Here is a 19,700-nt window from a genome sequence, read left to right on the forward strand (position 1 = left end):
GCTACCGCTGGACTGCCCCGAACCGTTCGCCGGCCAGTGCTACGGCACTTTCCCGGGCGGCGGAGGCTTCGTCCGCCGTGAGGGTCCGGTCGGCAGCACGGAACCGCAGCCCGAAGGCCAGCGACTTCCTGCCGTCCTCAATGCCCTTGCCTGCGTAGACGTCGAAGAGTGCAACATCCTCCAGCAGTTCACCGGCGCCTTCGCGCAGCGCGGCCAGGACCTCGTCCGCCGGCACATCCGCCGGAACCACCAGGGCAACGTCCTGGGTGGCTACCGGGAATGCCGAGATGTGGCGGGCCACGATCACCTCCGGCGCGGCCTCGAACAGGGCATCGGCGTTGATCTCGAGTGCCACCGAGCGGGCAGGCATGTCCGCCGAAGCCAGCAGCTTGGGGTGGAGCTCACCTGCGTACCCCACCACTTCGCCCGTGCGCAGCGACAACTGCGCCGCACGGCCCGGATGGAATGCCTGGTGGCTGCCCTGGGTGACCACGAGCTCAACACCCAGGACGTCGCCGGCAAGGCGCGCGATGTCCAGCGCGTCGGCCCAGTCCCACGCGCGAGGCGTGTGCTCTGCGGCGGCCGGCGAATCATGGCCGGTCAGGACGGCGGCGAGGTGGAAGGGCTGCGCCGGGACGCCGTCATACAGCGCGTCCAGCTCCTCATCGGCGGGCTTGGCACCAAGCGGCGGGATGGAGGCGGTTCCCAGGTTCTCGCCCGGCAGGAACACCAGCCCGGATTCGAACAGCGCCAGGTCGCGGAAGCCCCGCGAATGGTTGCGCTTGGCCACCTCGATCAGGCCGGGCAGGATGGAGGTCCGCAGGAAGCCCTGCTCCTCGCTGATGGGATTGGCCAGCTTGACCGCGCTGCGGGCAGCACCCTCCTCAGCCACACCGAAGGTGTCATTGGCCGCCTTGGAGACGAACGGGTAGGACAGCACCTCGGTGAGGCCTGCATCCGCCAGTGCCTGGATCAGGCGGCGGCGCTGCTGCTGCACGCGAGTCAGGCCCCGGCCGGGAGGGGCCACCGGCAGGGTGGCGGGTATGTTGTCATAGCCCACCAGCCGCGCAATTTCCTCGGAAAGGTCTTCCTTGGTCTCGAGGTCGTTCCGCCAGCTCGGGGCCGTAACGGTATAGCCGCCGTCGTGCTTCACCACTGCCGCGCCCAGGTCCTCGAGGGACGTGACAATCTGTTCTTCCGTGAAGTCGATGCCGATCCTCGCGGCAGCGAAGGCAGCAGGCAGTTCGATGGTGACGGTGTCCGGAGCGGTTCCGACGTCGGTCCCGGTTTCGTCGGCGATGCCGCCGCCCAGTTCCACCAGGAGGTCCACCACACGCTGCGCGGCGATCCCGGCAACCTGCCAGTCCACGCCGCGTTCGAACCGCTTCGAGGCTTCGGAGGGCAGCTTGTGCCGGCGCCGCGACCGGGCGATGGACACCTCGTCGAAGTGCGCGGCCTCCACGAGGATGTTCGACGTCGAGTCGCTCACCTCGGTGGCCGCCCCGCCCATGACGCCGGCGATGCCGATGGCGCCGGAGTCGTCCGTGATGAGCAGGTCCTCGGCGTCAAGGGTGCGTTCCTTGCTGTCCAGGGTGGTGATTTTCTCGCCGGCTGCGGCACGGCGGACCACGATGTCTCCGGACAGCTTGTCCAGGTCGTAGCAGTGCGTGGGCTGGCCGAGCTCGAACATGACGTAGTTGGAGATGTCCACCGGCAGGGAGATGGAACGGACGCCGGCCAGCCGCAGCCGGGAAACCATCCATGGCGGGGTGGGTCGCGTGGCATCCACGCCGCGGACCGTGCGTGCCACAAAGCGGTCGCAGCCCGGCTTGCCGTAGATGGGTGCGTCATCGTTGATCTTGACGCCGTAGCCGCCGGAAAGTTCAGCCGGGGCCTGGACCTTGCCGGCCGGGTCCGTGAACGTTGTTCCGGTGGCGTGCGCGTACTCGCGGGCCACACCACGGATGGAGAAGGCGTAGCCACGGTCCGGGGTGACGTTGATTTCGGCAGCCTGGTCGTAGAGGCCCAGGAGCTCCATGGCATCAGTGCCGATTTCCGGGTCCAGTCCGATGCGGGACAGGACCAGGATGCCGTCGTGGTCCTCGCCGATGCCCAGCTCGCGCACCGAAGCGATCATGCCGGCGGACAGGTGGCCGTACGTCTTGCGGGCGGAGATGTGGAAGTTCCCCGGCAGCACCGCGCCGGGAAGGGTGACCACCACTTTGTCGCCTTCCACGAAGTTGTGGGCGCCGCAGATGATGCCCTGCACGCCGGACGGGTCAATGCCGTCTCCCGTGAGGGTCTGTTCCTTGCCCTCGGGGACAACCCGGACCTGGCACCAGTTGATGGTTTTGCCGTTGGTCTGCGGTTCCTTGACCAGGCTCAGGACCTGGCCCACCACGATGGGTCCCTGCAGGGTGTCCGTGGGACGGTGGACGTCCTCTTCTTCGAAACCGACCTTGACCAGCTCGGCCATCACGTCTTCGGCCGTTGCCCCGGCCGGTACCTCTGCGAATTCACGCAGCCAGGAAAGTGGGATACGCACTGTTAGATCTCCATCCCGAAGTGCTCGCTGAAACGTACATCGCCTTCGATCATGTCGCGCATGTCGCCCACCTCGTTGCGGAACATGAGGGTGCGTTCGATGCCCATGCCGAAGGCAAAACCTGAATAGACGTCCGGGTCGATGCCGGCAGCCCGGAGGACGTTGGGGTTGACCATGCCGCAGCCGCCCCACTCGATCCAGCGCGGACCGCCCTTCGCATCCGGGTGCCAGATGTCCAGCTCGGCGGACGGCTCGGTGAACGGAAAGTAGTTGGGGCGCAGCCGGATGGAGGCTTCATCGCCGAACATCTGCCGGGCGAAGTGCTCCAGGGTGCCGCGCAGGTCCGCCATGCTCAGGTTCCTGTCGATGGCCAGGCCCTCGAACTGGTGGAACACCGGGGTGTGGGTGGCGTCCAGCTCGTCGGTGCGGAACACCTTGCCGGGGCACAGCACGTAGATGGGCACGTCGCGTTCCAGCATGGAGCGGACCTGCACCGGTGAGGTGTGCGTACGCATGAGCAGGTGGGCCTCCGGGGGCTCCACGAAGAAGGTGTCCTGCATCTCGCGGGCCGGGTGGTCCGGCTTGAAGTTCAGGGCGTCGAAGTTGAACCATTCCGATTCCACCTCGGGGCCTTCGGCGATTTCCCAGCCCATGCCCACGAAGATGTCCGCCACGCGGTCCTGGAGCGTGGAGAGCGGGTGCCGGGCACCGGCACGACGGCGGCGCGGAGCCGCCGTGACGTCCACGGTCTCCTCCAGGAGGATGCGTGCGTCGTTCTCGGCCTCGAGGACTTCGGTGCGGTCGGCGAGCGCTTTGTTGACCCGCCCGCGGGATGCACCCATGAGTTTTCCGGCGAGCGCCTTCTGGTCTTTGGGCAGCTTGCCGATTTCACGGTTGGCGAGGCTCAGCGGGGACTTCTCCCCCGTGTGCGCCAGCCTCACCGCCTTCAGCTCGTCAAGGGTGGCCGCACCGGCAATGGCGGTGATGGCCTGGTCTACAGCGGCGTTGATGGCGGCTTCATCCGTGGGGTTCGGAATGGCGGCGCCCGGCAAAGTTTCAGTCATCTACTGTTCTTAGCTACGAGTCGTGGCTGCCGGCGAGCGGAGCAGCCCTGCGCGGTCTCCCGGCGGCGCGTCCGTCACTGGCAGGTCATGGATGAATGCCCTCAAATTCAGTTCATTCAATGACCAGGTCAGGGCACACCGGCAAAACCGGCGGCCACTGCCCTCCAGTCTAATTGAACCCTCCGGCTACCATGGCCTCATGACACTGCGGCAGCGCCCGGGATCCCTGCCACCCCTGACCGCTGCCCAGCGGTTGAGGCAGGCCGCGAACCTCATCAATGGCAGTACGGTGCTGGGTGTGGCCGTAGCAGTTACCGCCCGCACCCGCCTCAGCAGGGGTCCGCGCGGCCTCATCCTCGCCGCGGGCTATCGGTGGCGGCTGCCCTTTGCACGGGCGTTCACGCTGGGAAACGTGGTCCTCTGCAGGGGCCCGGCGCACGATCTGCTGTCACTGCCCGCCCTGCTGGGCCATGAGGAAAGGCACTGCACCCAGTACGCCTGGTGCCTGGGGGTTCCGTTCATCCCGCTGTATCTCGCCGCCGCCGGGTGGTCCGTCCTGCGGACCGGGAATCCCGGGACGGCCAATATCTTTGAGCGGCACGCCGGACTGGTTGCGGGAGGCTACCCCTCCCGGGAATCCCTCGCGTCCCGGGGTTGGTCATGACCATGGGCCGGATGAACGGGAACCAAGAGAGCGGGGACGGGGAAAACCTGGAGCGGCAAGGGGGCGCCGGCACTGTCACGGTGACGGGCACCGGGTGGGCGGAAGCCGCCCCGGACCTGATGCTCGTTTCCATCGGCGTGGAGTGCCGTGCCGCTTCAGTTGAGGCCTCTTATTCCGGTGCGGGGGAAGCACTGGCTGCAGTTATTGCCGTCTTCCGCAGTGCCGGCGTTGCTGCCGCCGACACCCGGACAACCGGGCTTACGGTGCGCGCCGACCTCGTCTGGCGCGAGGGCGAAGGCCAGCAGGTTGCCGGTTACGTTGCCGGTAGCACTTTAAGCATCCGGCTTCGGAACCTGGCGTCCGCGTCCGGCACCATATCGGAAGCCGTCCGCGCAGGCGGCAACGACGCCCGGCTCAACGGCCTGCAGTTGACCCTTTCCGACGACTCAGCCGTCAGGGAACAGGCACGCGCGGCCGCCTGGCAGGATGCGCTCAGGGCTGCCGCGCAGTTCGCTGCCTTGGCTTCGGCCACGCTGGGACCTGTGGTTTCCGTAACTGAACACCATCCGGCACAGGGCCCGGTGCCGCTGGCCGGGATCCAGCGGGCCAGCGCCGTGGAAAGCCTGGCTATTGAACCCGGGGAAAGCCGGGTGGAAACCGCGGTGACTGTGGTCTGGGAACTGCACGCCTGACGATCCGCCAAGCCAGGTATGGCCTTGACTTTTATTCGAACATGTTTTCGAATAGGTGGCATGAGATGGGACGCACAAGCACTGGTGCCGGCACCTGCGGAGGAAACCAGCGGACCAGCTCCGGCGCTCCTCCCGCTCGCCGGGCTGGTCCGATCGGTGACCACTCCCGAGTTTGCCGGCATCACTTTCCATGAGGTCACCGCGAAATCGGTGCTCAACAAAGTACCGGCGGGGTCCCGCATGCCGTTCGAGTGGACGGTCAACCCATACCGCGGCTGCAGCCACGCCTGCGTCTACTGCTTCGCACGCAAGAGCCACACCTACCTGGACTTCGACGCCGGCCTGGACTTCGACAGCCAGGTGGTGGTCAAGGTCAATGCCGCAGAAGTACTCCGCAAGGAACTTGCCAAACCATCCTGGGGTCGCCATCAGGTGGCACTCGGCACCAACACGGATCCATACCAGCGTGCGGAGGGCCGGTACCGGCTCATGCCGGGGATCATCTCCGCCCTTGCGGATTCCGGTACACCCCTGTCCATCCTGACCAAGGGCACACTGCTGGCGCGGGACATCCCGCTGCTGAAAAGCGCTGCCACCCAGGTTCCAGTGGGCCTGGGAATCTCGCTGGCCATGACCAATGAAGCCCTGTCCGAGGCTATTGAACCGGGCACGCCGGGTCCCCGGGCACGGCTGAAGCTGGTTTCCCGGCTTCGCGAGGCCGGCCTTCCCTGCGGTGTGATGGCCATGCCCATCCTCCCGTGGCTCTCGGACAGCGACGAAGCGCTGGATGCGCTCTTCGCTTCCCTGGCTGCCGCGGGGGCTACGGGGGTCACCGCAGGTGCGTTGTACTTGAAGCCCGGCACCCGGGAATGGTTCATGAAGTGGATTGCGGCCAACCATCCCGAGCTGGCAGGCCGCTACCGTCGCCTTTACGAATCGGGCTCCTACGCGTCCAAGGAGTACCGCACCTGGCTTGCCGGGAAAGTCCGCTATTTCAAGGCAAGGCACGGCTTCTCCCATTCGTCGGGATTCAGCCACCGGGACCTGGACGATCCACGCGTTGAGGAAGCTGAATACCCCGCAGGCATCATTCCGGAAGCTGCGGCCGGCAGCCTTCTCCAAAGGTCAGGCCAAGCCCGGGGACAGGCAGGGCAGGCAAACCAGGAGGCTTTGTTCTAGCTGCCGTTCCAGCCGGATGTCCTGCCGGCAGGAACGGCCAGGGTTGCCAGCAGCGCCCGGACAATCGGGAAGTCCGCAGGAATCCAGGGCAAGGCCAGGACCGTGTCCGGATCCGCCAGCGGCACCCAGCGCAGTTCATCGTGGTCTTCCAGGGGCGCGGGCTCCCCATGCGTGACTTCCGCGAACCAGACCCGCATGGCAGCGCGGTCATTCAGCGGCCATCCCAACGCGTCCTCCCCCGGAAGTTCGGAACCCAGCCGGACAGCGACGCCCAGTTCCTCGGACAGCTCCCGTATCAGGGCAGCTTCCGGGTCCTCGCCCGGCTCCACCTTGCCGCCCGGAAACTCCCAAAGGCCAGCGAGCTTCTCCGGTGCGCTGCGCCGGGCCACCAGCAACATGGCCGGTTCCGCCAAGCGGTCCACCACGGCTCCGCCCACCACCTGTATCAGTCCAGTCACCGCATCATTCTATGGGGGACAATGGGAGCAGCCGGGCACCTCAGCCAGGCACCGGGAATACTCCTCACCGGTCAGGGGTTTCCGAACAGGGGTCCAGGTCCCTCCGCCCCATCGCCGTGGCAACACTCCTTCCAGCAGAATTTCTCCTCGAAAAGCAGGCATATGAGCAGCGCCCTCCAAACGTCCACGGCAGCCCCCACCACCTCCCGCAACCTGGCGATGGCCATTATTGCCCTCGCCATGGGCGGCGTGGGCATCGGTGTCACCGAGTTCACCATGATGGGCCTGCTGAAAGAGGTGGAGCAGGGTTTGGGGATCAGTACGCCGGAGGCGGGGCACCTCATTTCCGCCTACGCCCTGGGGGTGGTGGTTGGAGCTCCCCTGCTTGCGGCGGTGGGTGCCAGGCTCCCCCGCAAGCACCTTGCGCTCGGCCTGATGGTGTTTTTCACGGTGGCCAACCTGGCGTCGTTCATCGCCCCCGACTACGGGACCATGCTGGTTTCACGGTTTGCCGCCGGCCTGCCGCACGGGGCCTTCTTCGGCGTGGCGGCCGTCATTGCCGCTTCCCTGGTTCCGCCCTCCAAGCGCGGCTGGGCCATCTCCATGGTGATGGCGGGCCTCAGCATCTCCAACGTTATTGGTGTGCCGTTCGCCACCTGGCTGGGCCAGACCTATGGCTGGCGGCTGCTCTTTGTCCTGGTGGGCTTCATCGGCCTGCTGACTTTGGCATTGGTGTGGCGGTTCGTCCCCTTCCAGCCAGCCCATCCGGACGCGAGCATCGTCAGGGAACTGGGCGCGCTGAAGCGGCTGCAGGTGTGGCTGGCCATCCTGATCGGCGTTGTGGGCTTCGGCGGTTTCTTCGCCACCTACACCTACATCGCCCACACCATGACGCTGGTAGCAGGGATCCCGTCGTCGCTGATTCCCGTCGTGGTGGCCCTCTACGGCCTGGGCATGGTGGCCGGAAACATCGTGGGCGGACGGATCGCCGACAAGTCGGTCATGGGAACCCTGTACAAGGTGCTCCCGGCCATTGCGGTGGCGCTGGTGGTCTACGCCGTGGCAGTCCAGTGGCCGTGGTCAGCCTTCGTGATGGTCTTTGTGGTGGGCGCTTCCGGCTCCATGCTGATTCCTGCGCTGCAGACCAGGCTGCTGGACGCCTCACCGGATGCCCCTTCGCTGGCGTCGTCCCTGAACCACGCGGCGCTGAACGTGGCGAACGCCCTGGGTGCCTTCCTCGGCGGGCTCGTGATCGCGCTGGGCTGGGGATACGTTGCCCCGGCGCTGGTAGGTGCCGTCCTTGCCATCCTCGGCTTCGGGGTCGCCGTCGTCAGCGGAGTCCTGGAACGCAGAAAGCCGCTGGCCGCGTAATCCAGCGTCCACGCCGTTACCAAACGGAGGCTCCCCCCGGCGGTCCGTTGCGCTTTTCTGCCGCCCGCCGTCAGCAGGAACCGGTTGCCCCCGTGCTCCCGCCTACGTCAGCGGCAGGCCGTAAGCCTGCTGACATTAAGGTGCCGTTATGTTAGCTTGAGGCTCATCGGGACTATTAAATCCCGGTAACCATAAGGAGGAGACATGGGTTTTCTTGCGTGGATTATTCTCGGCCTCATTGTAGGGGCCATCGTTAAAGCGGTCATGCCCGGGCGGGTCGGCGGCGGTTGGGTCACCAGCCTTGTTTTGGGTGTGGTGGGCGCCATCGTTGGCGGCTGGATCGGCAGCCTCCTGTTCAACAGGGGCGATCTTGCCTTCTTTGACCTCGGCACCTGGATTCTCGCTATCGTCGGCGGCCTTGTCGTTGCCGGCATCTACGGAGCCATCACCGGACGCGGAAAAGCCACCCGCGCCCCCTGATGCTTTCCGTTATTTGAAATTTCATGGCACCAAGGCCCCGGACAATCCGGGGCCTTTATTCATGCCACCGCACGCCCGGCGGAAGCTCAGGCGGTCACGTCAGCGGGCAAGTGCTGGGAACGCGCACTCGCGTAAAGGCAAACGGTGGCAGCAGTGCCAAGATTAAGGCTTTCAGCGGCCCCATACACCGGGACGGCGACCCGATGGTCGGCCAGCGCAAGCTCATCCGCGGAGAGCCCCTGCGCCTCGTTGCCGAACAGCCATGCGGTGGGCGCCGCCAGGTCATAGATGGACTCCGGCCCGGCTCCGGTCAGGCGGCGGCGGGCGTTTTCGTCCTGCAGCGCGTCCAGGTTCAGCGGGCCATAGCCGTCGGCAGCCAGGACTCCGATCCCCCGGGCCTTGCAGGCGGCCACGAGTTCAGCAGGGTCCGCGCCCAGCACCACGGGCAGGTGGAACAGGGACCCCGCTGTCGACCGCACGGCCTTGGGGTTGTAAATGTCCACGCTGGAAGAAGTCAGGACCACGGCGTCAGCCCCTGCGGAGTCCGCGGCGCGCAGAACGGTGCCGGCGTTTCCCGGGTCGCGCACCTGGCAGAGCACTGCGATCAGGCGGGGCCCGGCGTCGAGCACTTCCTCCAGCGCCACATCGACGAAGCCGCACACGGCGATGATGCCCTGGGGATTAACGGTGTCCGCCATAGCCGCGAGGACCTCGTCCGTGGCAAGCCGGGCGTTGGTTCCTTCTGCAAGTTCCTCGAACTCCGGAAACCGGTCAAGGCAGGCCTCGCTGGCGAAAACTTCCGTGACGATACCGGGGGCTCCCGCGGCGAGGCGCTCGTGGTGAAGCTTCAAGGCCTCCCGCACGGCCTGGGGCCCCTCCGCGAGGAACTGTCCACGCTTTAAACGGGCCGGGCGCCCTGCAAGTTTTGCCACATCCCGGACCCGATCAGCTCGGGGGTTGGAGAGTGGAAAATCTTGCGGGCGCCCGGTTTCGTTCATATAAGAACTGTAGTGGCTGCTGCCACCCGTTCCTGAACTGTCCCCTCACGGGGAGCAGCGTTGCTAGGCAACAACCTTCTTGGCGGAGGTGTCGGCCGGCAGCGAGTCCTTGGCGACCTGGACCAGTGCGGCGAAGGCGTTGGCGTCGGAGACAGCCAGCTCGGCCAGCATGCGACGGTCGACCTCAACCTCAGCGGCCTTCAGGCCCTGGATGAGGCGGTTGTAGGTCAGGCCGTTGGCGCGGGAAGCCGCGTTGATGCGCTGGATCCACAGGCGGCGGAAGTCGCCCTTCTTCTTCTTGCGGTCGCCGTAGCTGTACACAAACGAGTGCAGCAGCTGCTCTTTGGCCTTGCGGTACAGGCGTGAACGCTGTCCACGGTAGCCCTTTGCGCGTTCAAGGATAACCCGGCGCTTCTTGTGGGCGTTGACCGCCCTCTTCACACGTGCCACGTGCGTACTCCTTCGAAAATCTGATCCCAAGCATCTACTGCCGGTTTCCCGGCGGCCTGAGAAGGCTGTTTGGCAGGTGACTGACAACCAGGTGGCTGTCAGTCAAAGAACTTGGAAATTAGATGCCGAGCATCTTCCGGATGACCTTGGCGTCGCCCTTGAAGACGATCTTGTCACCGGCGAGGCGACGGGTCAGCCGGGAGGACTTGTGCTCCAGGTAGTGGCGGCGGTTGGCCTGCTGGCGGCGCAGCTTGCCGCTGCCGGTCAGCTTGAAGCGCTTCTTAGCACCGCTGTGGGTCTTCATCTTCGGCATGGGAACCGATCTCCTTACGTATCCGCAGGCTATGCCTGCAGCTTCATCGCGCAGCCGCCCCTGCGGGCGGCATGCTGGTTGCTGACTGCCGAGAGGCGGAACCTCCGGCAGCTGTGAACTAAGTGGTCTTCTTACCGGCCGGCTTCGGCACTGCCTTGGGGGCAGGACGGGCGGCGGGCTTCGGCGCGGCGGGCCTGGCCACCGGCTTCGGCGGAGCAGGTACTGCTGCAGGCTTGGGAGCCGCAGCTGCCGGGGCAGCTTCGGGCTTCTCCGCCACAGGCTTGGGGGCCGGCGCGGCAGCCTTGGGAGCCGGTGCGGCAGCCTTGGGGGCTTCCTGCTGAGGGGCCTCCTGCTTGGGAGCTTCCTGCTTGGGAGCTTCCTGCTTGGGGGCTTCGGCGGCCTTCGGGGGGGCTTCAGCTGCGGCAGGCTCGACGGCGGGTGCCGGCGTCTGCTCGGGGGCCTCGGCCGGTGCTTCGGGTTCCGTGGAGACGGTGAAACCCTCAGGCAGCAGGTCCGCCAGGGACTGCGTCAGGGGGGCCTGGTCGTCACCGGAAACATCGATGCGTCCGGACGCCTTGGCTTCGTTCTGCGCCTTCGCTTCGGCACGCTGCGTTGCGCGGCGTGCCTCGGCCTTGGCCTCAGCCTTGTTCTTGAGCGGGCCCACCACCATGACCATGTTGCGGCCGTCGATGCGGGGGCTGGACTCCACCACACCAACTTCGGCGACGTCGTCGGCGAAGCGCTGGAGCAGGCGGATGCCCATCTCCGGACGCTGCTGCTCACGGCCGCGGAACTGGATCATGGCCTTGACCTTGTCCCCGGCGCCGAGGAAGCGCAGTGCATGTCCGCGCTTGGTCTCGTAGTCGTGGGTGTCGATCTTCAGGCGGAAGCGGATTTCCTTCAGAACGGTGTTTGTCTGGTTCTTCCGGGCTTCACGTGCCTTGACCGCGGCCTCGTACTTGTACTTGCCGAAGTCCATCAGCTTGCACACCGGAGGCTTCGCCTGAGGTGCAACTTCAACGAGATCAAGGTCGGACTCGGCAGCCAGACGCAGGGCATCCTCAATACGGACGATGCCTACCTGTTCACCTGCAGGGCCGACCAGCCGCACCTCGGGGACGCGGATACGCTCATTGATTCTTGGCTCGCTAATGTTAAAGCTCCTGTTTTTGTTGTGGAATCCGGCAAATAGAGAAGGCCCCCAACTGCCGGAGCAATCGAAGGCCTCTGAACGGTTGGTGATGCCGGTCCCGCGAAAGGACAGCATGCAAGGTCCCCGGCGAACGCCGGCGCCTTGCCCAACCAGGTACCCGGCAACCTTGCGTCCCGGAGATGTTCAAGGAGAACACTCGGAACAGCGGCTGACGCGGGTGGGAGAGAACTCCGCTTGCAAACTGCATGCCATTCTACAGAAAAAATTCCCGTCAACGCAGCGAAGCGCCGGTGGGAACCGAGTCTCTGAAATAACGACATCCAGTTGGTCTGTGTCAAGCTTACCAGTATGAGCACCCCAGACAGTAATTCATACGTTTTCGAGTCCGCCGACGCCAGCGGCGACGTCTCCCAGCAGATCCGCGACATTTCCGAGGTACCGGCCATCGAGGTCATCACCACCGCCGCCGTCCACCTGATGAGCGCCGCAGCCGTCAAGCTCGGGCTTGCCGCGGAGGACAACGCCGAGGAACTGAAGGACCTGGACGAGGCCCGGAAACTGATCACTGCGCTGGCAGGCCTGGTGACCGCAGCTGCGCCCGAGATCGGCTCCCAGCATGCAGGACCCTTGCGCGACGGACTGCGTTCGCTCCAGCTTGCCTTCCGCGAAGAATCCCTGATCCCGGATGCCCCCGGGAAGGGCCCGGGCGAGAAGTACACCGGCGCCGTCAACTGATATCACGCAATGACACCGGCTGCCTGACGCCTTAGGGCCAAAGCAGCCACGACGACGGCGGGCCGACCTCGAGGGGTCGGCCCGCCGTCGTCGTTGGTACAGGCCTGCTGCCCCACTTCCGGTGAGGCGGCAGTCCATCCGTTGACCCACAGCAGCCGTGTGCTGGGAAGGTCAGGCGGCCACCCTGCGGCGGCGGAGCTGGAGAACCAGGCCAACGAGGCACAGCAGGACGCCCGCAACCCCCACGGATACGAACCCGCCGGACGGACCCATGCCGTCGATGAAGATCCCGGCGAGCGGCGCGCCCAGGGCAACTCCGGCGGTCAGCGCCGAGCCATACCAGCCCATGGCCTCCCCGCGGCGCTCCTCGGATACCAGGTCCGCCACTTTCTCGGAGGCTGAGGAGAGCACCGGAGCACACAGGAGTCCCGGCAGGATCGAGAACAGGGCCAGTGTCCAGGTGTCGTGGGCGAATCCCATGGGGATGGTCAGCGCCGCCATGCCGAGCAGCAGGACAATCGGCGCGACGGGCCGGTGCATGGCGCCGTAGACAAGCCCGCCCACCACTGACGCGGCGCACCAGAACAGGAAGACAATGCCGATTTCGCTCTGGCGGCCGCCGGTTTCCAGGGCTGCCACGATACCCACGTCGGTGCCGCTGAGCACCATTCCGGCGCCTGCCGCCACGGCAAAAAGCGCGGCCACGGTGGCGGTGAACCAGGCGAAGTTTCGGGCCACTTTGCTGCGGAGTCCGGGCGTCGCCGTGGCTCCGGCCGGTACCAGCTCGGCAGCCGCCTCCTGCACGTGGGCCGGGGCGGAGGACACGACGGCGACTTCCGCGGCATGGCGCTGGTCAGCGGCACACTCCACGCTCTGTTCGGGGCTCCGGGTGGGCGGATTGAACCAGATCAGGAAGAGCCCGGCCAGTGATGTGGAGACGCCCACCACCGTCAGGCCGGCGGTGGTGTAGCCGCTTGTGGCGACCACTGCGCCCGCGGCCGGGCCGATCATGAACACCATCTCGGTGGTGATGGCGTCGAGGGCGAACGCGGTACGCCGCTGATCGCCATCGGCCAGCACGCCCAGGGACTGCCGGACCACGCTGAAGATGGGCAGGGTAAGCAGGCCGCCCACGAACACCAGCGGCAGGAGCCACTGGTAGGACACGTGCGGAACGATGGACCAGATGACGGTTTCCGAGATGACGGACGGGATCAGGGCCCGTCGCAGGCCGGCGGTGTCCACGCGCCGGCCCCGCCAGGGGGCACCAAGGGCGATGCCGATGGTCATGACGGCCGCTGCCGCACCGGCGGCGGCGTACCCCTCGCCGAGGGTCAGGACAATGTGGAGGGTCAGCAGGACTCCGGCAGCTGAATGCGGGATACGGGCGACCATGCCCACAAGGAGCAGGCGCCGGATGGGCCGGACGGCGAGCAACTCCCGGTAGAGAGCGAAATTCACGAGGTGATCCTTACGTCTGCCGCAGCGGACCGGGGGTCACCCCGCACGGCTGCCGGCTACTGTGCTGCGCGCCGCAACTTGATCTCGATTGAGTCGACCCGCTCCCCAAACAATACATTCCGTGACCACTCGGCCTGGAGCCCCGCCACCAGTTGCTGAACCCCTGCCGCGTCAAGGCCGTCTTCGAGGTAAAGCACCACCTGCAGCTCGGGTCCGGCTCCTCCGCCCGGCATGGCGGATCCGTCGGCCGTACGGGACGCCACTCCCCCGCCGGGCAACAGCTCGATGCGGCGGACAGCGGGAAAATCCGCGGCGGCCCGGCCCATTTCCGCCGCGAGTTCCCCATCCATGTAGGAGGGGGTCCAGTCCTGCTGCTGGGCAAGGGCCCACACCGCAGGCCGGCGGACCACAAAGGTGACCTCGCCCCCGGGATCCAAAACCAGGAGTTCGGCGCCCTCAGCCACCGCGGACAAGGCGGCGCGGGCTGCGTAGACGGCTACCGGCCGGGCGTCCGGATGCCAGCTGGCCAGCGCCGCGGCCGAGGTGAACGCGGGCATGGCGGTCCGGCCGTCTGCAGCCTTCAGGGTGACCAGGGCCATGTCCGCCTGCTTGTCCGCGTGCAGGCCGTGGGCGGATTCCCCTTCTTCGGCGAGCTGGGCAACGATGGGAATGAAGACCCGAGCGGTGGCCAGGGAAGCAACAACGGCTGTTTCGTCCACTGTGCCTGCCCGGAGGTCCACGACGGCGGCGAGGTAACTGGCGTCAGCCGATCCGTCATCGTCCTCGAAGTTGTGGATCCTGGCGTCGTCGCCGGCGAGGCTGCGGCCCGCCCATGGTTGGCCGGCGGAGTCCGTGGCACCTCCCGCGCCTGCCAGTGCTGCCGCGATGTGCCCTGGAAGGGGGCGCGGTGCGGGTGCTTCGTGGTTGGCCATACTGCGACTGATTCCTTAGGGAGGGCCCTAGCGGCGGCCGGCGACGTCTAGGGCTTCGGGAAGTGTGAAGGCCCCGGCGTACAGCGCCTTGCCTACGATTGCGCCTTCGACACCGAGCGGCACGAGCGAACGCAGGACCTTCAGGTCGTCCAGGCTGGAGATGCCGCCGGAGGCCACCACGGGCTTGCCCGTCTTCTCCACCATCTGGCGCAGGAGTTCGACGTTGGGACCCTGGAGCGTGCCGTCCTTGGTGACGTCGGTAACGACATACCTGGAGCAGCCTGCCTCTTCAAGGCGGCCGAGGACCTCCCAGAGGTCTCCGCCTTCCTTGGTCCAGCCGCGGCCGGCAAGGGTGGTTCCGCGAACGTCCAGGCCGACGGCGATCTTGTCGCCGAAGCGGTCGATGGCCCGGCGCGTCCAGTCCGGATTTTCCAGGGCGGCGGTGCCCAGGTTTACGCGGGCTACGCCGAGGTCCAGGGCGGCCTCGAGCGTTTCGTCATCGCGCAGGCCTCCGGAGAGTTCCACGTTGATGTCCAGCCGGCCCACCACTTCCCGGAGCAGTTCAGCGTTCGATCCTCGGCCAAAAGCGGCATCCAGATCCACCAGGTGCACCCATTCCGCGCCCTGCTGCTGCCAGTTCAACGCGGCCTCCAGCGGAGTGCCGTAACTCGTTTCGCTGCCTGCTTCGCCCTGGACCAGCCGGACGGCCTGCCCGTTCACGACGTCGACGGCGGGCAGCAGTTCAAGAACCGGCAGATCGTTAGCGGTGGTCATCTTCATCCTTCAGGGTTGGGGCAGGGTGGGCCGGGCCGTCAGTTGGCCGGCAGCGTCAGCAGGTAGGCGGCAAGCAAAGCCATGCCCGCCAGGACGTAGAACGATATTTGGGTCCAGAGCGGCTTGTGCTGCTGCCGGAAGGACAGGGCACCGCCCACCAGCAGGCCGGCGAGGGCCATCAGGATAACGGACCACAGCATCTAGGCGCTGCCGCCGGCCGGCTCCGAAGTGTCGCCGGCGGCCGGGTTCTCCGCAGCCGGGGCATTGCCGCCGGCAGCGGGGCGGTTCAGGGCCTCCACCCAGTTCCGCAGCAGCCGGGAACCGGCATCGCCGGACTTTTCCGGGTGGAACTGCGTGGCACAGAGCGGGCCGTTTTCGACCGCCGCGATGAACGGGGCGCCGTGCTCCGACCAGGTGACCAAGGGCGCCGACATCCGCGGCTGGATGACGTCGAAGTTCCATTCCTGCACTCCATAGGAGTGCACAAAGTAGAACCGCTCGTTTTCAACCCCGGCGAAGAGCTTGGAGCCCTCCGGCACCTTCACGGTGTTCCAGCCCATGTGCGGCACCACGTCCGCCGGCAGGAGCTCGACTTTCCCGGGCCACTCCCCGATGCCTTCGGCCTCGGTGCCGTGTTCGACGCCGGCCTCGAAAAGCACCTGGAGGCCAACGCAGATACCGAGGACCGGGCGGCCGCCGGCAACCCGCCTGCCGATAAGGCGGATGCCGTCCACGGCCTTGAGTTCGCGCATGACGGTTTCAAAGGCGCCGACGCCGGGGACCACCAGGCCGTCGGCGTTCAGGACATCCTCGGGCTTCGCGCTGAGGACCACCTCGGCACCGGCGCGTTCCAGGGCGCGCACGGCCGACCGGACGTTGCCCGAGCCATAGTCCAGGACGGTGACCGTGGGCTTTCCCTCCGGCGAGGGCAGCTTCCGGGACGCAGAGGGATCGATGATGGCCCCGTCTTTCAGGACCTGGCCGCTCACAGCGCGCCCTTGGTGGACGGGATGCCTTCAACGCGGGGATCCGGCTCCACGGCAGCGCGCAGCGCCCGGGCGAACGCCTTGAACTGCGCTTCCACGATGTGGTGCGGGTCGCGGCCCGCGATCACGTTCATGTGCAGGCAGATCCCTGCGTGCAGCGTGATGGCTTCGAAGATGTGCCGGGTCAGGGAGCCTGTGAAGTGGCCGCCGATGAGGTGGTACTCCTGGCCGGCCGGCTCGCCGCCGTGCACCAGGTAGGGCCGTCCGGAAACGTCCACGACGGCGTGGGCCAGCGCTTCGTCCAGGGGAACGGTAGCTTCGCCGAACCGGCGGATCCCGGCTTTGTTGCCCAGGGCGGTGCGCAGCACCTCGCCGAAGGTGATGGCGACGTCTTCCACGGTGTGGTGGACGTCGATGTGGATGTCGCCGGTGGCCTTCACCGTCATGTCGATGAGCGAGTGCTTGCACAGCGCCGTGAGCATGTGGTCGTAGAACGGCACGGACGTGTCGATGTCCGAGATGCCGGTGCCGTCGAGGTTGATTTCCACGAGCACGGACGACTCGCTGGTGGCACGCTCCATGCGCGCAGTCCGGGAGGCGCCCGCGTTCGATCCGGTGGAACTCATGGTCAGGTGTCCTTTAAGGCAGAAGGTTTGATTCGGGGGGCGCACATCGCCCGGTACGTCAAGTCTAGGCTGGAAGGGCAGCCTGGCTTGCAAGGATGCTTTCCAGGGATGTGAGGAAGGCTGTGGTTTCGGTCTCAGTGCCGGCGGTCACGCGCAGGTGGCCGGGGATTCCGACGTCCCGGATCAGCACACCGGCGTCCAGCAGCTGCTGCCAGACGTCGTGGGGCCGATCCAGTCCGCCGAAGAAGACAAAGTTGGAGTCCGAGACAGCGGGCTTGAGGCCCATACGGGTCAGCTCCGAGACGATCCGGTCACGCTGCCTCTTGATGTCCTCAACATCGGCCATCAGGGCTTCGCGGTGCTGCAGGGCGGCCAGGGCCGTGGCCTGGGTGACGGCGGACAGGTGGTAGGGCAGCCGGACCAGACGCAGGGCGTCCGTGACTTCGGGTGCCGCGGCCATGTAGCCCAGCCGGGCGCCGGCCAGGGCAAAAGCCTTGCTCATGGTGCGGGTGACAATGAGCCGCTCGCGGCCCGGCAGCAGGGTCAGGGCACTCGGCGTGCCGTCGTGGGCAAATTCGTGGTAAGCCTCGTCCACGATCACGATCGTCTGGCTGGCCTCACCGGCGGCATAGACGCCCTCCACAACATCCAGTCCCAGGCCTGTGCCGGTGGGATTGTTGGGCGAGCTCAGGAAAACGATGTTTGGCTGCAGTTCCTTGACCTGGCGTGCTGCGGATTCGGCGCTGAGGCCGTACCCCTCGGCGCGTTCGCCTGTGATGTATTCGGTGTCGGTGCCGCTGGCGAGCAGCGGGTACATCGAATACGTGGGAGGGAAGCCCAGCGCCGTCCTGCCCGGACCGCCGAATGCCTGCAGGATCTGCTGGAGCACCTCGTTGGAACCGTTGGCAGCCCAGAGATTGGCCTCATCCAGTCCATGCCCCAGGTATTCGGCCAACGCCTTCCGAAGCTCGGTGAACTCCCGGTCCGGGTAGCGGTTGAGCCCGGCGGCGGCCTCTGTTACCGCGGCGCTGATGGCGGCCCGCACGTCCGCGGGAACACCGTGGGTGTTTTCGTTGACGTTGAGAAGGATGGGGACATCCAGCTGGGGCGCCCCATAGGGGGTCAGCCCGCGGAGGTTGCTGCGGAGGGGAAGCCGGTTCAGACGCTCAAGCTGGTCATTCACCTGAACAGTTTAGTGGCCGTTCCGGAGACCGGAAAATGTGACGGCCCCTGTTCGCGCTCAGCGTGCACGGACTTCTGCGGCTTCAGCGGGTGGGGACGTAGAGCTGCTGCCCGGGGAGAACTGCTCCGGCCGGCAGGTTGTTGAGCTGGACGATGTCCGCAATCACATCGCGGGCGTCCCGGTCAGGGGCAACGGTGCCCGCGATTGCCCACAGCGACTCGCCGGGCTGGACGGTCACCGTGACGGTGGGTGTCACCGACAGGTCCTCCGGCGCATCGGACGCCTTGGCCGGCGAGTTGAAGAACCCCGCCAGGGAAAGCAGCAGGGCAGCCAGCAGCACCAGCGGAATCCCGATCAGGACAACCTTGCCCCGGCGCGTCAGGCGCAACGGCGGCAGGGGTGCCGGCCTGCCCGGGGACTCGGGTATACCCGCCGGCACCTGCGAGGACCGGGACCTGTCCCGTTGCGACAGAAGCTGGTGTGCGGACTGATGGGAATGAACGCGCGGACCCTTGGCCTGCGAAGCGGATATAGCTGACATGAACTGAGCCCTCCTGGACCGTACTGTGCTGCCCGACCTTGCTGCTTCTATGTCCCGCTCCGCTGCTGCACCGCCGGCACTCCGGCTGGTTTTTCGAAAAACGCACGCTGTATTCGAATGATGCAAGCTTCGAGTAGAACACATGTTCGAACTTTGCTTCTTCTGTTTTAGCACCTATCAACGAACAATGTCGAGACTCGCTAGAACAAATGTTTGAAAAAGCAATGTGGCTGGCCTAGTTTTGAAGGAAAGAACAACCACCCTTGAAGTTGATCAGCAGGGTCTGACATTGAGGGAAGCTCACCCAGTCCGGCGCAGCGACAAGCCCGGTGGCAACCGAAAGGCATTGGCGAATATGGCAGCAGCAGCCACCGGGGGCAGGGCAGCCCCGCAGCCGAAGAAGACCGCCAAAGGGTTGACCCCCCGGCAGAAAAAAATCCTCGAAACCATCCAGCGCTCCGTCAATGACAACGGCTATCCGCCGTCCATGCGCGAGATCGGCGACACCGTGGGGCTCGCAAGCCTCTCAAGCGTGACGCACCAGCTCTCGCAGCTGGAGAAACTGGGATATCTCCGCCGGGATCCGAAGCGGCCGCGCGCCATGGAGGTGCTGATGCCCCTCACGTTGGACGGCGGGGCAGCCAAGACGGCAAACCAGCCTGCGGCCGCTTCGGCGCCTGGCGCCGGCGCAACAGTCACCGCGCTGCCCACGGCACTGGATACGGCAATGGTTCCCCTGGTTGGCCGCATTGCTGCCGGCGGCCCCATCCTGGCGGACCAGCTGGTGGAGGATGTCATGCCGCTGCCCCGCCAACTGGTGGGCCAGGGCGAGCTCTTTATGCTCAAGGTGGCTGGTGACTCCATGGTGGACGCAGCCATCTGCGACGGCGACTGGGTGGTGGTCCGCCGCCAGGCGGACGCCGCCAACGGCGACATCGTGGCCGCGCTCCTGGACGATGAAGCCACCGTCAAGACCTTCCGCCAGCGTGACGGCCACACATGGCTGCTCCCGCAGAACACGCAGTACGAACCCATTCTTGGCGACCACGCCACCATCATGGGGAAAGTGGTCTCGGTCCTGCGCTCACTCTAGGA

General features: G+C 66.3%; 22 protein-coding genes. 7 read left to right on the forward strand and 15 right to left on the reverse strand.

Annotated elements, in window-relative coordinates; translation table 11 throughout:
- Position 1 precedes the first annotated feature (1 nt).
- Positions 2-2,545: a phenylalanine--tRNA ligase subunit beta gene (gene pheT / locus B5520_RS02425; protein WP_079595458.1), complete on the reverse strand. Its 2,544-nt coding sequence runs from the start codon at positions 2,543-2,545 to the stop codon at positions 2-4.
- 2 nt (positions 2,546-2,547) lie between these two features.
- Entirely contained in the window at positions 2,548-3,609 is a 1,062-nt protein-coding gene (gene pheS / locus B5520_RS02430) for a phenylalanine--tRNA ligase subunit alpha (RefSeq protein ID WP_079595459.1), read from the reverse strand.
- Between the two features lie 199 nt (positions 3,610-3,808).
- Here pheS and B5520_RS02435 point away from each other — a divergent pair, with 199 nt between their 5' ends.
- Genes B5520_RS02435 through B5520_RS02445 form a run of 3 tightly spaced genes read left to right on the forward strand, consistent with a single transcriptional unit; the run spans position 3,809 to position 6,144 of the window.
- The gene (locus B5520_RS02435) at positions 3,809-4,273 is read left to right on the forward strand and encodes a hypothetical protein (protein WP_176156737.1); all 465 of its coding nucleotides are present in this window, start codon (positions 3,809-3,811) and stop codon (positions 4,271-4,273) included.
- 11 nt (positions 4,274-4,284) lie between these two features.
- Positions 4,285-4,965, forward strand: coding sequence for an SIMPL domain-containing protein (locus B5520_RS02440; RefSeq protein WP_079595870.1), 681 nt, complete (start codon positions 4,285-4,287; stop codon positions 4,963-4,965).
- Positions 4,966-5,025: 60 nt separating this feature from the next.
- Positions 5,026-6,144, forward strand: a complete 1,119-nt coding sequence (locus B5520_RS02445; protein WP_079595460.1) for an Rv2578c family radical SAM protein — start codon at positions 5,026-5,028, stop codon at positions 6,142-6,144.
- Here the strand turns inward: B5520_RS02445 and B5520_RS02450 are convergent.
- Positions 6,141-6,602 (reverse strand): (deoxy)nucleoside triphosphate pyrophosphohydrolase, encoded by a 462-nt coding sequence (locus tag B5520_RS02450; protein WP_079595461.1) that lies wholly within the window; start codon positions 6,600-6,602, stop codon positions 6,141-6,143. The two genes, B5520_RS02445 and B5520_RS02450, sit on opposite strands and share 4 nt — an antisense overlap.
- 162 nt (positions 6,603-6,764) lie before the next feature.
- Between B5520_RS02450 and B5520_RS02455 the strand changes: the two genes are divergently transcribed.
- Positions 6,765-7,973, forward strand: a complete 1,209-nt coding sequence (locus tag B5520_RS02455) for an MFS transporter (RefSeq protein ID WP_079595462.1) — start codon at positions 6,765-6,767, stop codon at positions 7,971-7,973.
- A gap of 204 nt (positions 7,974-8,177) precedes the next feature.
- Complete coding sequence (locus tag B5520_RS02460; protein ID WP_009358633.1) at positions 8,178-8,453, forward strand: GlsB/YeaQ/YmgE family stress response membrane protein; 276 nt, start codon at positions 8,178-8,180, stop codon at positions 8,451-8,453.
- A gap of 86 nt (positions 8,454-8,539) precedes the next feature.
- On the opposite strand, the gene B5520_RS02465 is transcribed toward B5520_RS02460, so the two are convergent.
- From B5520_RS02465 to infC, 4 genes are all read right to left on the reverse strand, one after another.
- A complete protein-coding gene (locus B5520_RS02465; RefSeq protein WP_079595463.1) occupies positions 8,540-9,451 on the reverse strand; it encodes a TrmH family RNA methyltransferase in 912 nt (303 codons plus the stop codon).
- Between the two features lie 63 nt (positions 9,452-9,514).
- Positions 9,515-9,901, reverse strand: a complete 387-nt coding sequence (gene rplT, locus B5520_RS02470) for a 50S ribosomal protein L20 (protein ID WP_050055645.1) — start codon at positions 9,899-9,901, stop codon at positions 9,515-9,517.
- A 118-nt stretch (positions 9,902-10,019) separates the two neighbouring features.
- Positions 10,020-10,214 (reverse strand): 50S ribosomal protein L35, encoded by a 195-nt coding sequence (rpmI, locus tag B5520_RS02475; protein WP_009358635.1) that lies wholly within the window; start codon positions 10,212-10,214, stop codon positions 10,020-10,022.
- Positions 10,215-10,332: 118 nt separating this feature from the next.
- Positions 10,333-11,367, reverse strand: a complete 1,035-nt coding sequence (gene infC, locus B5520_RS02480) for a translation initiation factor IF-3 (RefSeq protein ID WP_079595871.1) — start codon at positions 11,365-11,367, stop codon at positions 10,333-10,335.
- A gap of 348 nt (positions 11,368-11,715) precedes the next feature.
- On the opposite strand from infC, the gene B5520_RS02485 reads away from it, so the two are divergent.
- Positions 11,716-12,102 carry a DUF1844 domain-containing protein gene (locus B5520_RS02485; RefSeq protein WP_079595872.1) on the forward strand — a complete coding sequence of 129 codons (387 nt, stop codon included), beginning with the start codon at positions 11,716-11,718 and terminating at the stop codon, positions 12,100-12,102.
- A gap of 171 nt (positions 12,103-12,273) precedes the next feature.
- Here the strand turns inward: B5520_RS02485 and B5520_RS02490 are convergent, their stop codons facing one another.
- The 8 genes from B5520_RS02490 to B5520_RS02520 all read right to left on the reverse strand — a co-directional run bounded on the left by B5520_RS02490 (position 12,274) and on the right by B5520_RS02520 (position 18,605).
- Entirely contained in the window at positions 12,274-13,563 is a 1,290-nt protein-coding gene (locus B5520_RS02490; protein WP_079595464.1) for an MFS transporter, read from the reverse strand.
- Positions 13,564-13,619: 56 nt separating this feature from the next.
- Complete coding sequence (locus tag B5520_RS02495; protein ID WP_079595465.1) at positions 13,620-14,495, reverse strand: SseB family protein; 876 nt, start codon at positions 14,493-14,495, stop codon at positions 13,620-13,622.
- 27 nt (positions 14,496-14,522) lie between these two features.
- Positions 14,523-15,269, reverse strand: a complete 747-nt coding sequence (priA, locus tag B5520_RS02500) for a bifunctional 1-(5-phosphoribosyl)-5-((5-phosphoribosylamino)methylideneamino)imidazole-4-carboxamide isomerase/phosphoribosylanthranilate isomerase PriA (RefSeq protein ID WP_079595466.1) — start codon at positions 15,267-15,269, stop codon at positions 14,523-14,525.
- A 38-nt stretch (positions 15,270-15,307) separates the two neighbouring features.
- Complete coding sequence (locus B5520_RS22680) at positions 15,308-15,469, reverse strand: hypothetical protein (RefSeq protein ID WP_176156710.1); 162 nt, start codon at positions 15,467-15,469, stop codon at positions 15,308-15,310.
- Entirely contained in the window at positions 15,470-16,258 is a 789-nt protein-coding gene (gene hisH, locus B5520_RS02505) for an imidazole glycerol phosphate synthase subunit HisH (RefSeq protein WP_079595467.1), read from the reverse strand.
- A complete protein-coding gene (gene hisB / locus B5520_RS02510) occupies positions 16,255-16,881 on the reverse strand; it encodes an imidazoleglycerol-phosphate dehydratase HisB (RefSeq protein WP_079595468.1) in 627 nt (208 codons plus the stop codon). Before hisB ends, hisH begins: the two co-directional genes overlap by 4 nt.
- A gap of 64 nt (positions 16,882-16,945) precedes the next feature.
- The gene (locus B5520_RS02515) at positions 16,946-18,064 is read right to left on the reverse strand and encodes a histidinol-phosphate transaminase (RefSeq protein WP_079595469.1); all 1,119 of its coding nucleotides are present in this window, start codon (positions 18,062-18,064) and stop codon (positions 16,946-16,948) included.
- Positions 18,065-18,146: 82 nt separating this feature from the next.
- Positions 18,147-18,605, reverse strand: a complete 459-nt coding sequence (locus B5520_RS02520) for a LysM peptidoglycan-binding domain-containing protein (protein WP_079595470.1) — start codon at positions 18,603-18,605, stop codon at positions 18,147-18,149.
- Positions 18,606-18,960: 355 nt separating this feature from the next.
- On the opposite strand from B5520_RS02520, the gene lexA reads away from it, so the two are divergent.
- Positions 18,961-19,698: a transcriptional repressor LexA gene (gene lexA, locus B5520_RS02525; RefSeq protein ID WP_079595471.1), complete on the forward strand. Its 738-nt coding sequence runs from the start codon at positions 18,961-18,963 to the stop codon at positions 19,696-19,698.
- Positions 19,699-19,700 lie beyond the last annotated feature (2 nt).

It is taken from the genome of Arthrobacter sp. P2b, from assembly GCF_900168295.1.
In the GTDB taxonomy this organism is placed as follows: Bacteria; Actinomycetota; Actinomycetes; order Actinomycetales; family Micrococcaceae; genus Arthrobacter.

What these genes read in the sequence shown, in the direction of transcription:
- B5520_RS02440 (WP_079595870.1), top strand. Translation starts at nt 4,285, where the DNA reads ATGAACGGGAACCAAGAGAGCGGGGACGGGGAAAACCTGGAGCGGCAA.
- B5520_RS02460 (WP_009358633.1), top strand. Translation starts at nt 8,178, where the DNA reads ATGGGTTTTCTTGCGTGGATTATTCTCGGCCTCATTGTAGGGGCCATC.
- B5520_RS02495 (WP_079595465.1), bottom strand. Translation starts at nt 14,495, where the DNA reads ATGGCCAACCACGAAGCACCCGCACCGCGCCCCCTTCCAGGGCACATC.
- B5520_RS02465 (WP_079595463.1), bottom strand. Translation starts at nt 9,451, where the DNA reads ATGAACGAAACCGGGCGCCCGCAAGATTTTCCACTCTCCAACCCCCGA.
- hisB (WP_079595468.1), bottom strand. Translation starts at nt 16,881, where the DNA reads ATGAGTTCCACCGGATCGAACGCGGGCGCCTCCCGGACTGCGCGCATG.
- B5520_RS02455 (WP_079595462.1), top strand. Translation starts at nt 6,765, where the DNA reads ATGAGCAGCGCCCTCCAAACGTCCACGGCAGCCCCCACCACCTCCCGC.
- B5520_RS02445 (WP_079595460.1), top strand. Translation starts at nt 5,026, where the DNA reads ATGAGATGGGACGCACAAGCACTGGTGCCGGCACCTGCGGAGGAAACC.
- B5520_RS22680 (WP_176156710.1), bottom strand. Translation starts at nt 15,469, where the DNA reads ATGCTGTGGTCCGTTATCCTGATGGCCCTCGCCGGCCTGCTGGTGGGC.
- B5520_RS02520 (WP_079595470.1), bottom strand. Translation starts at nt 18,605, where the DNA reads ATGTCAGCTATATCCGCTTCGCAGGCCAAGGGTCCGCGCGTTCATTCC.
- B5520_RS02485 (WP_079595872.1), top strand. Translation starts at nt 11,716, where the DNA reads ATGAGCACCCCAGACAGTAATTCATACGTTTTCGAGTCCGCCGACGCC.
- priA (WP_079595466.1), bottom strand. Translation starts at nt 15,269, where the DNA reads ATGACCACCGCTAACGATCTGCCGGTTCTTGAACTGCTGCCCGCCGTC.
- rpmI (WP_009358635.1), bottom strand. Translation starts at nt 10,214, where the DNA reads ATGCCGAAGATGAAGACCCACAGCGGTGCTAAGAAGCGCTTCAAGCTG.
- B5520_RS02435 (WP_176156737.1), top strand. Translation starts at nt 3,809, where the DNA reads ATGACACTGCGGCAGCGCCCGGGATCCCTGCCACCCCTGACCGCTGCC.
- lexA (WP_079595471.1), top strand. Translation starts at nt 18,961, where the DNA reads ATGGCAGCAGCAGCCACCGGGGGCAGGGCAGCCCCGCAGCCGAAGAAG.
- pheS (WP_079595459.1), bottom strand. Translation starts at nt 3,609, where the DNA reads ATGACTGAAACTTTGCCGGGCGCCGCCATTCCGAACCCCACGGATGAA.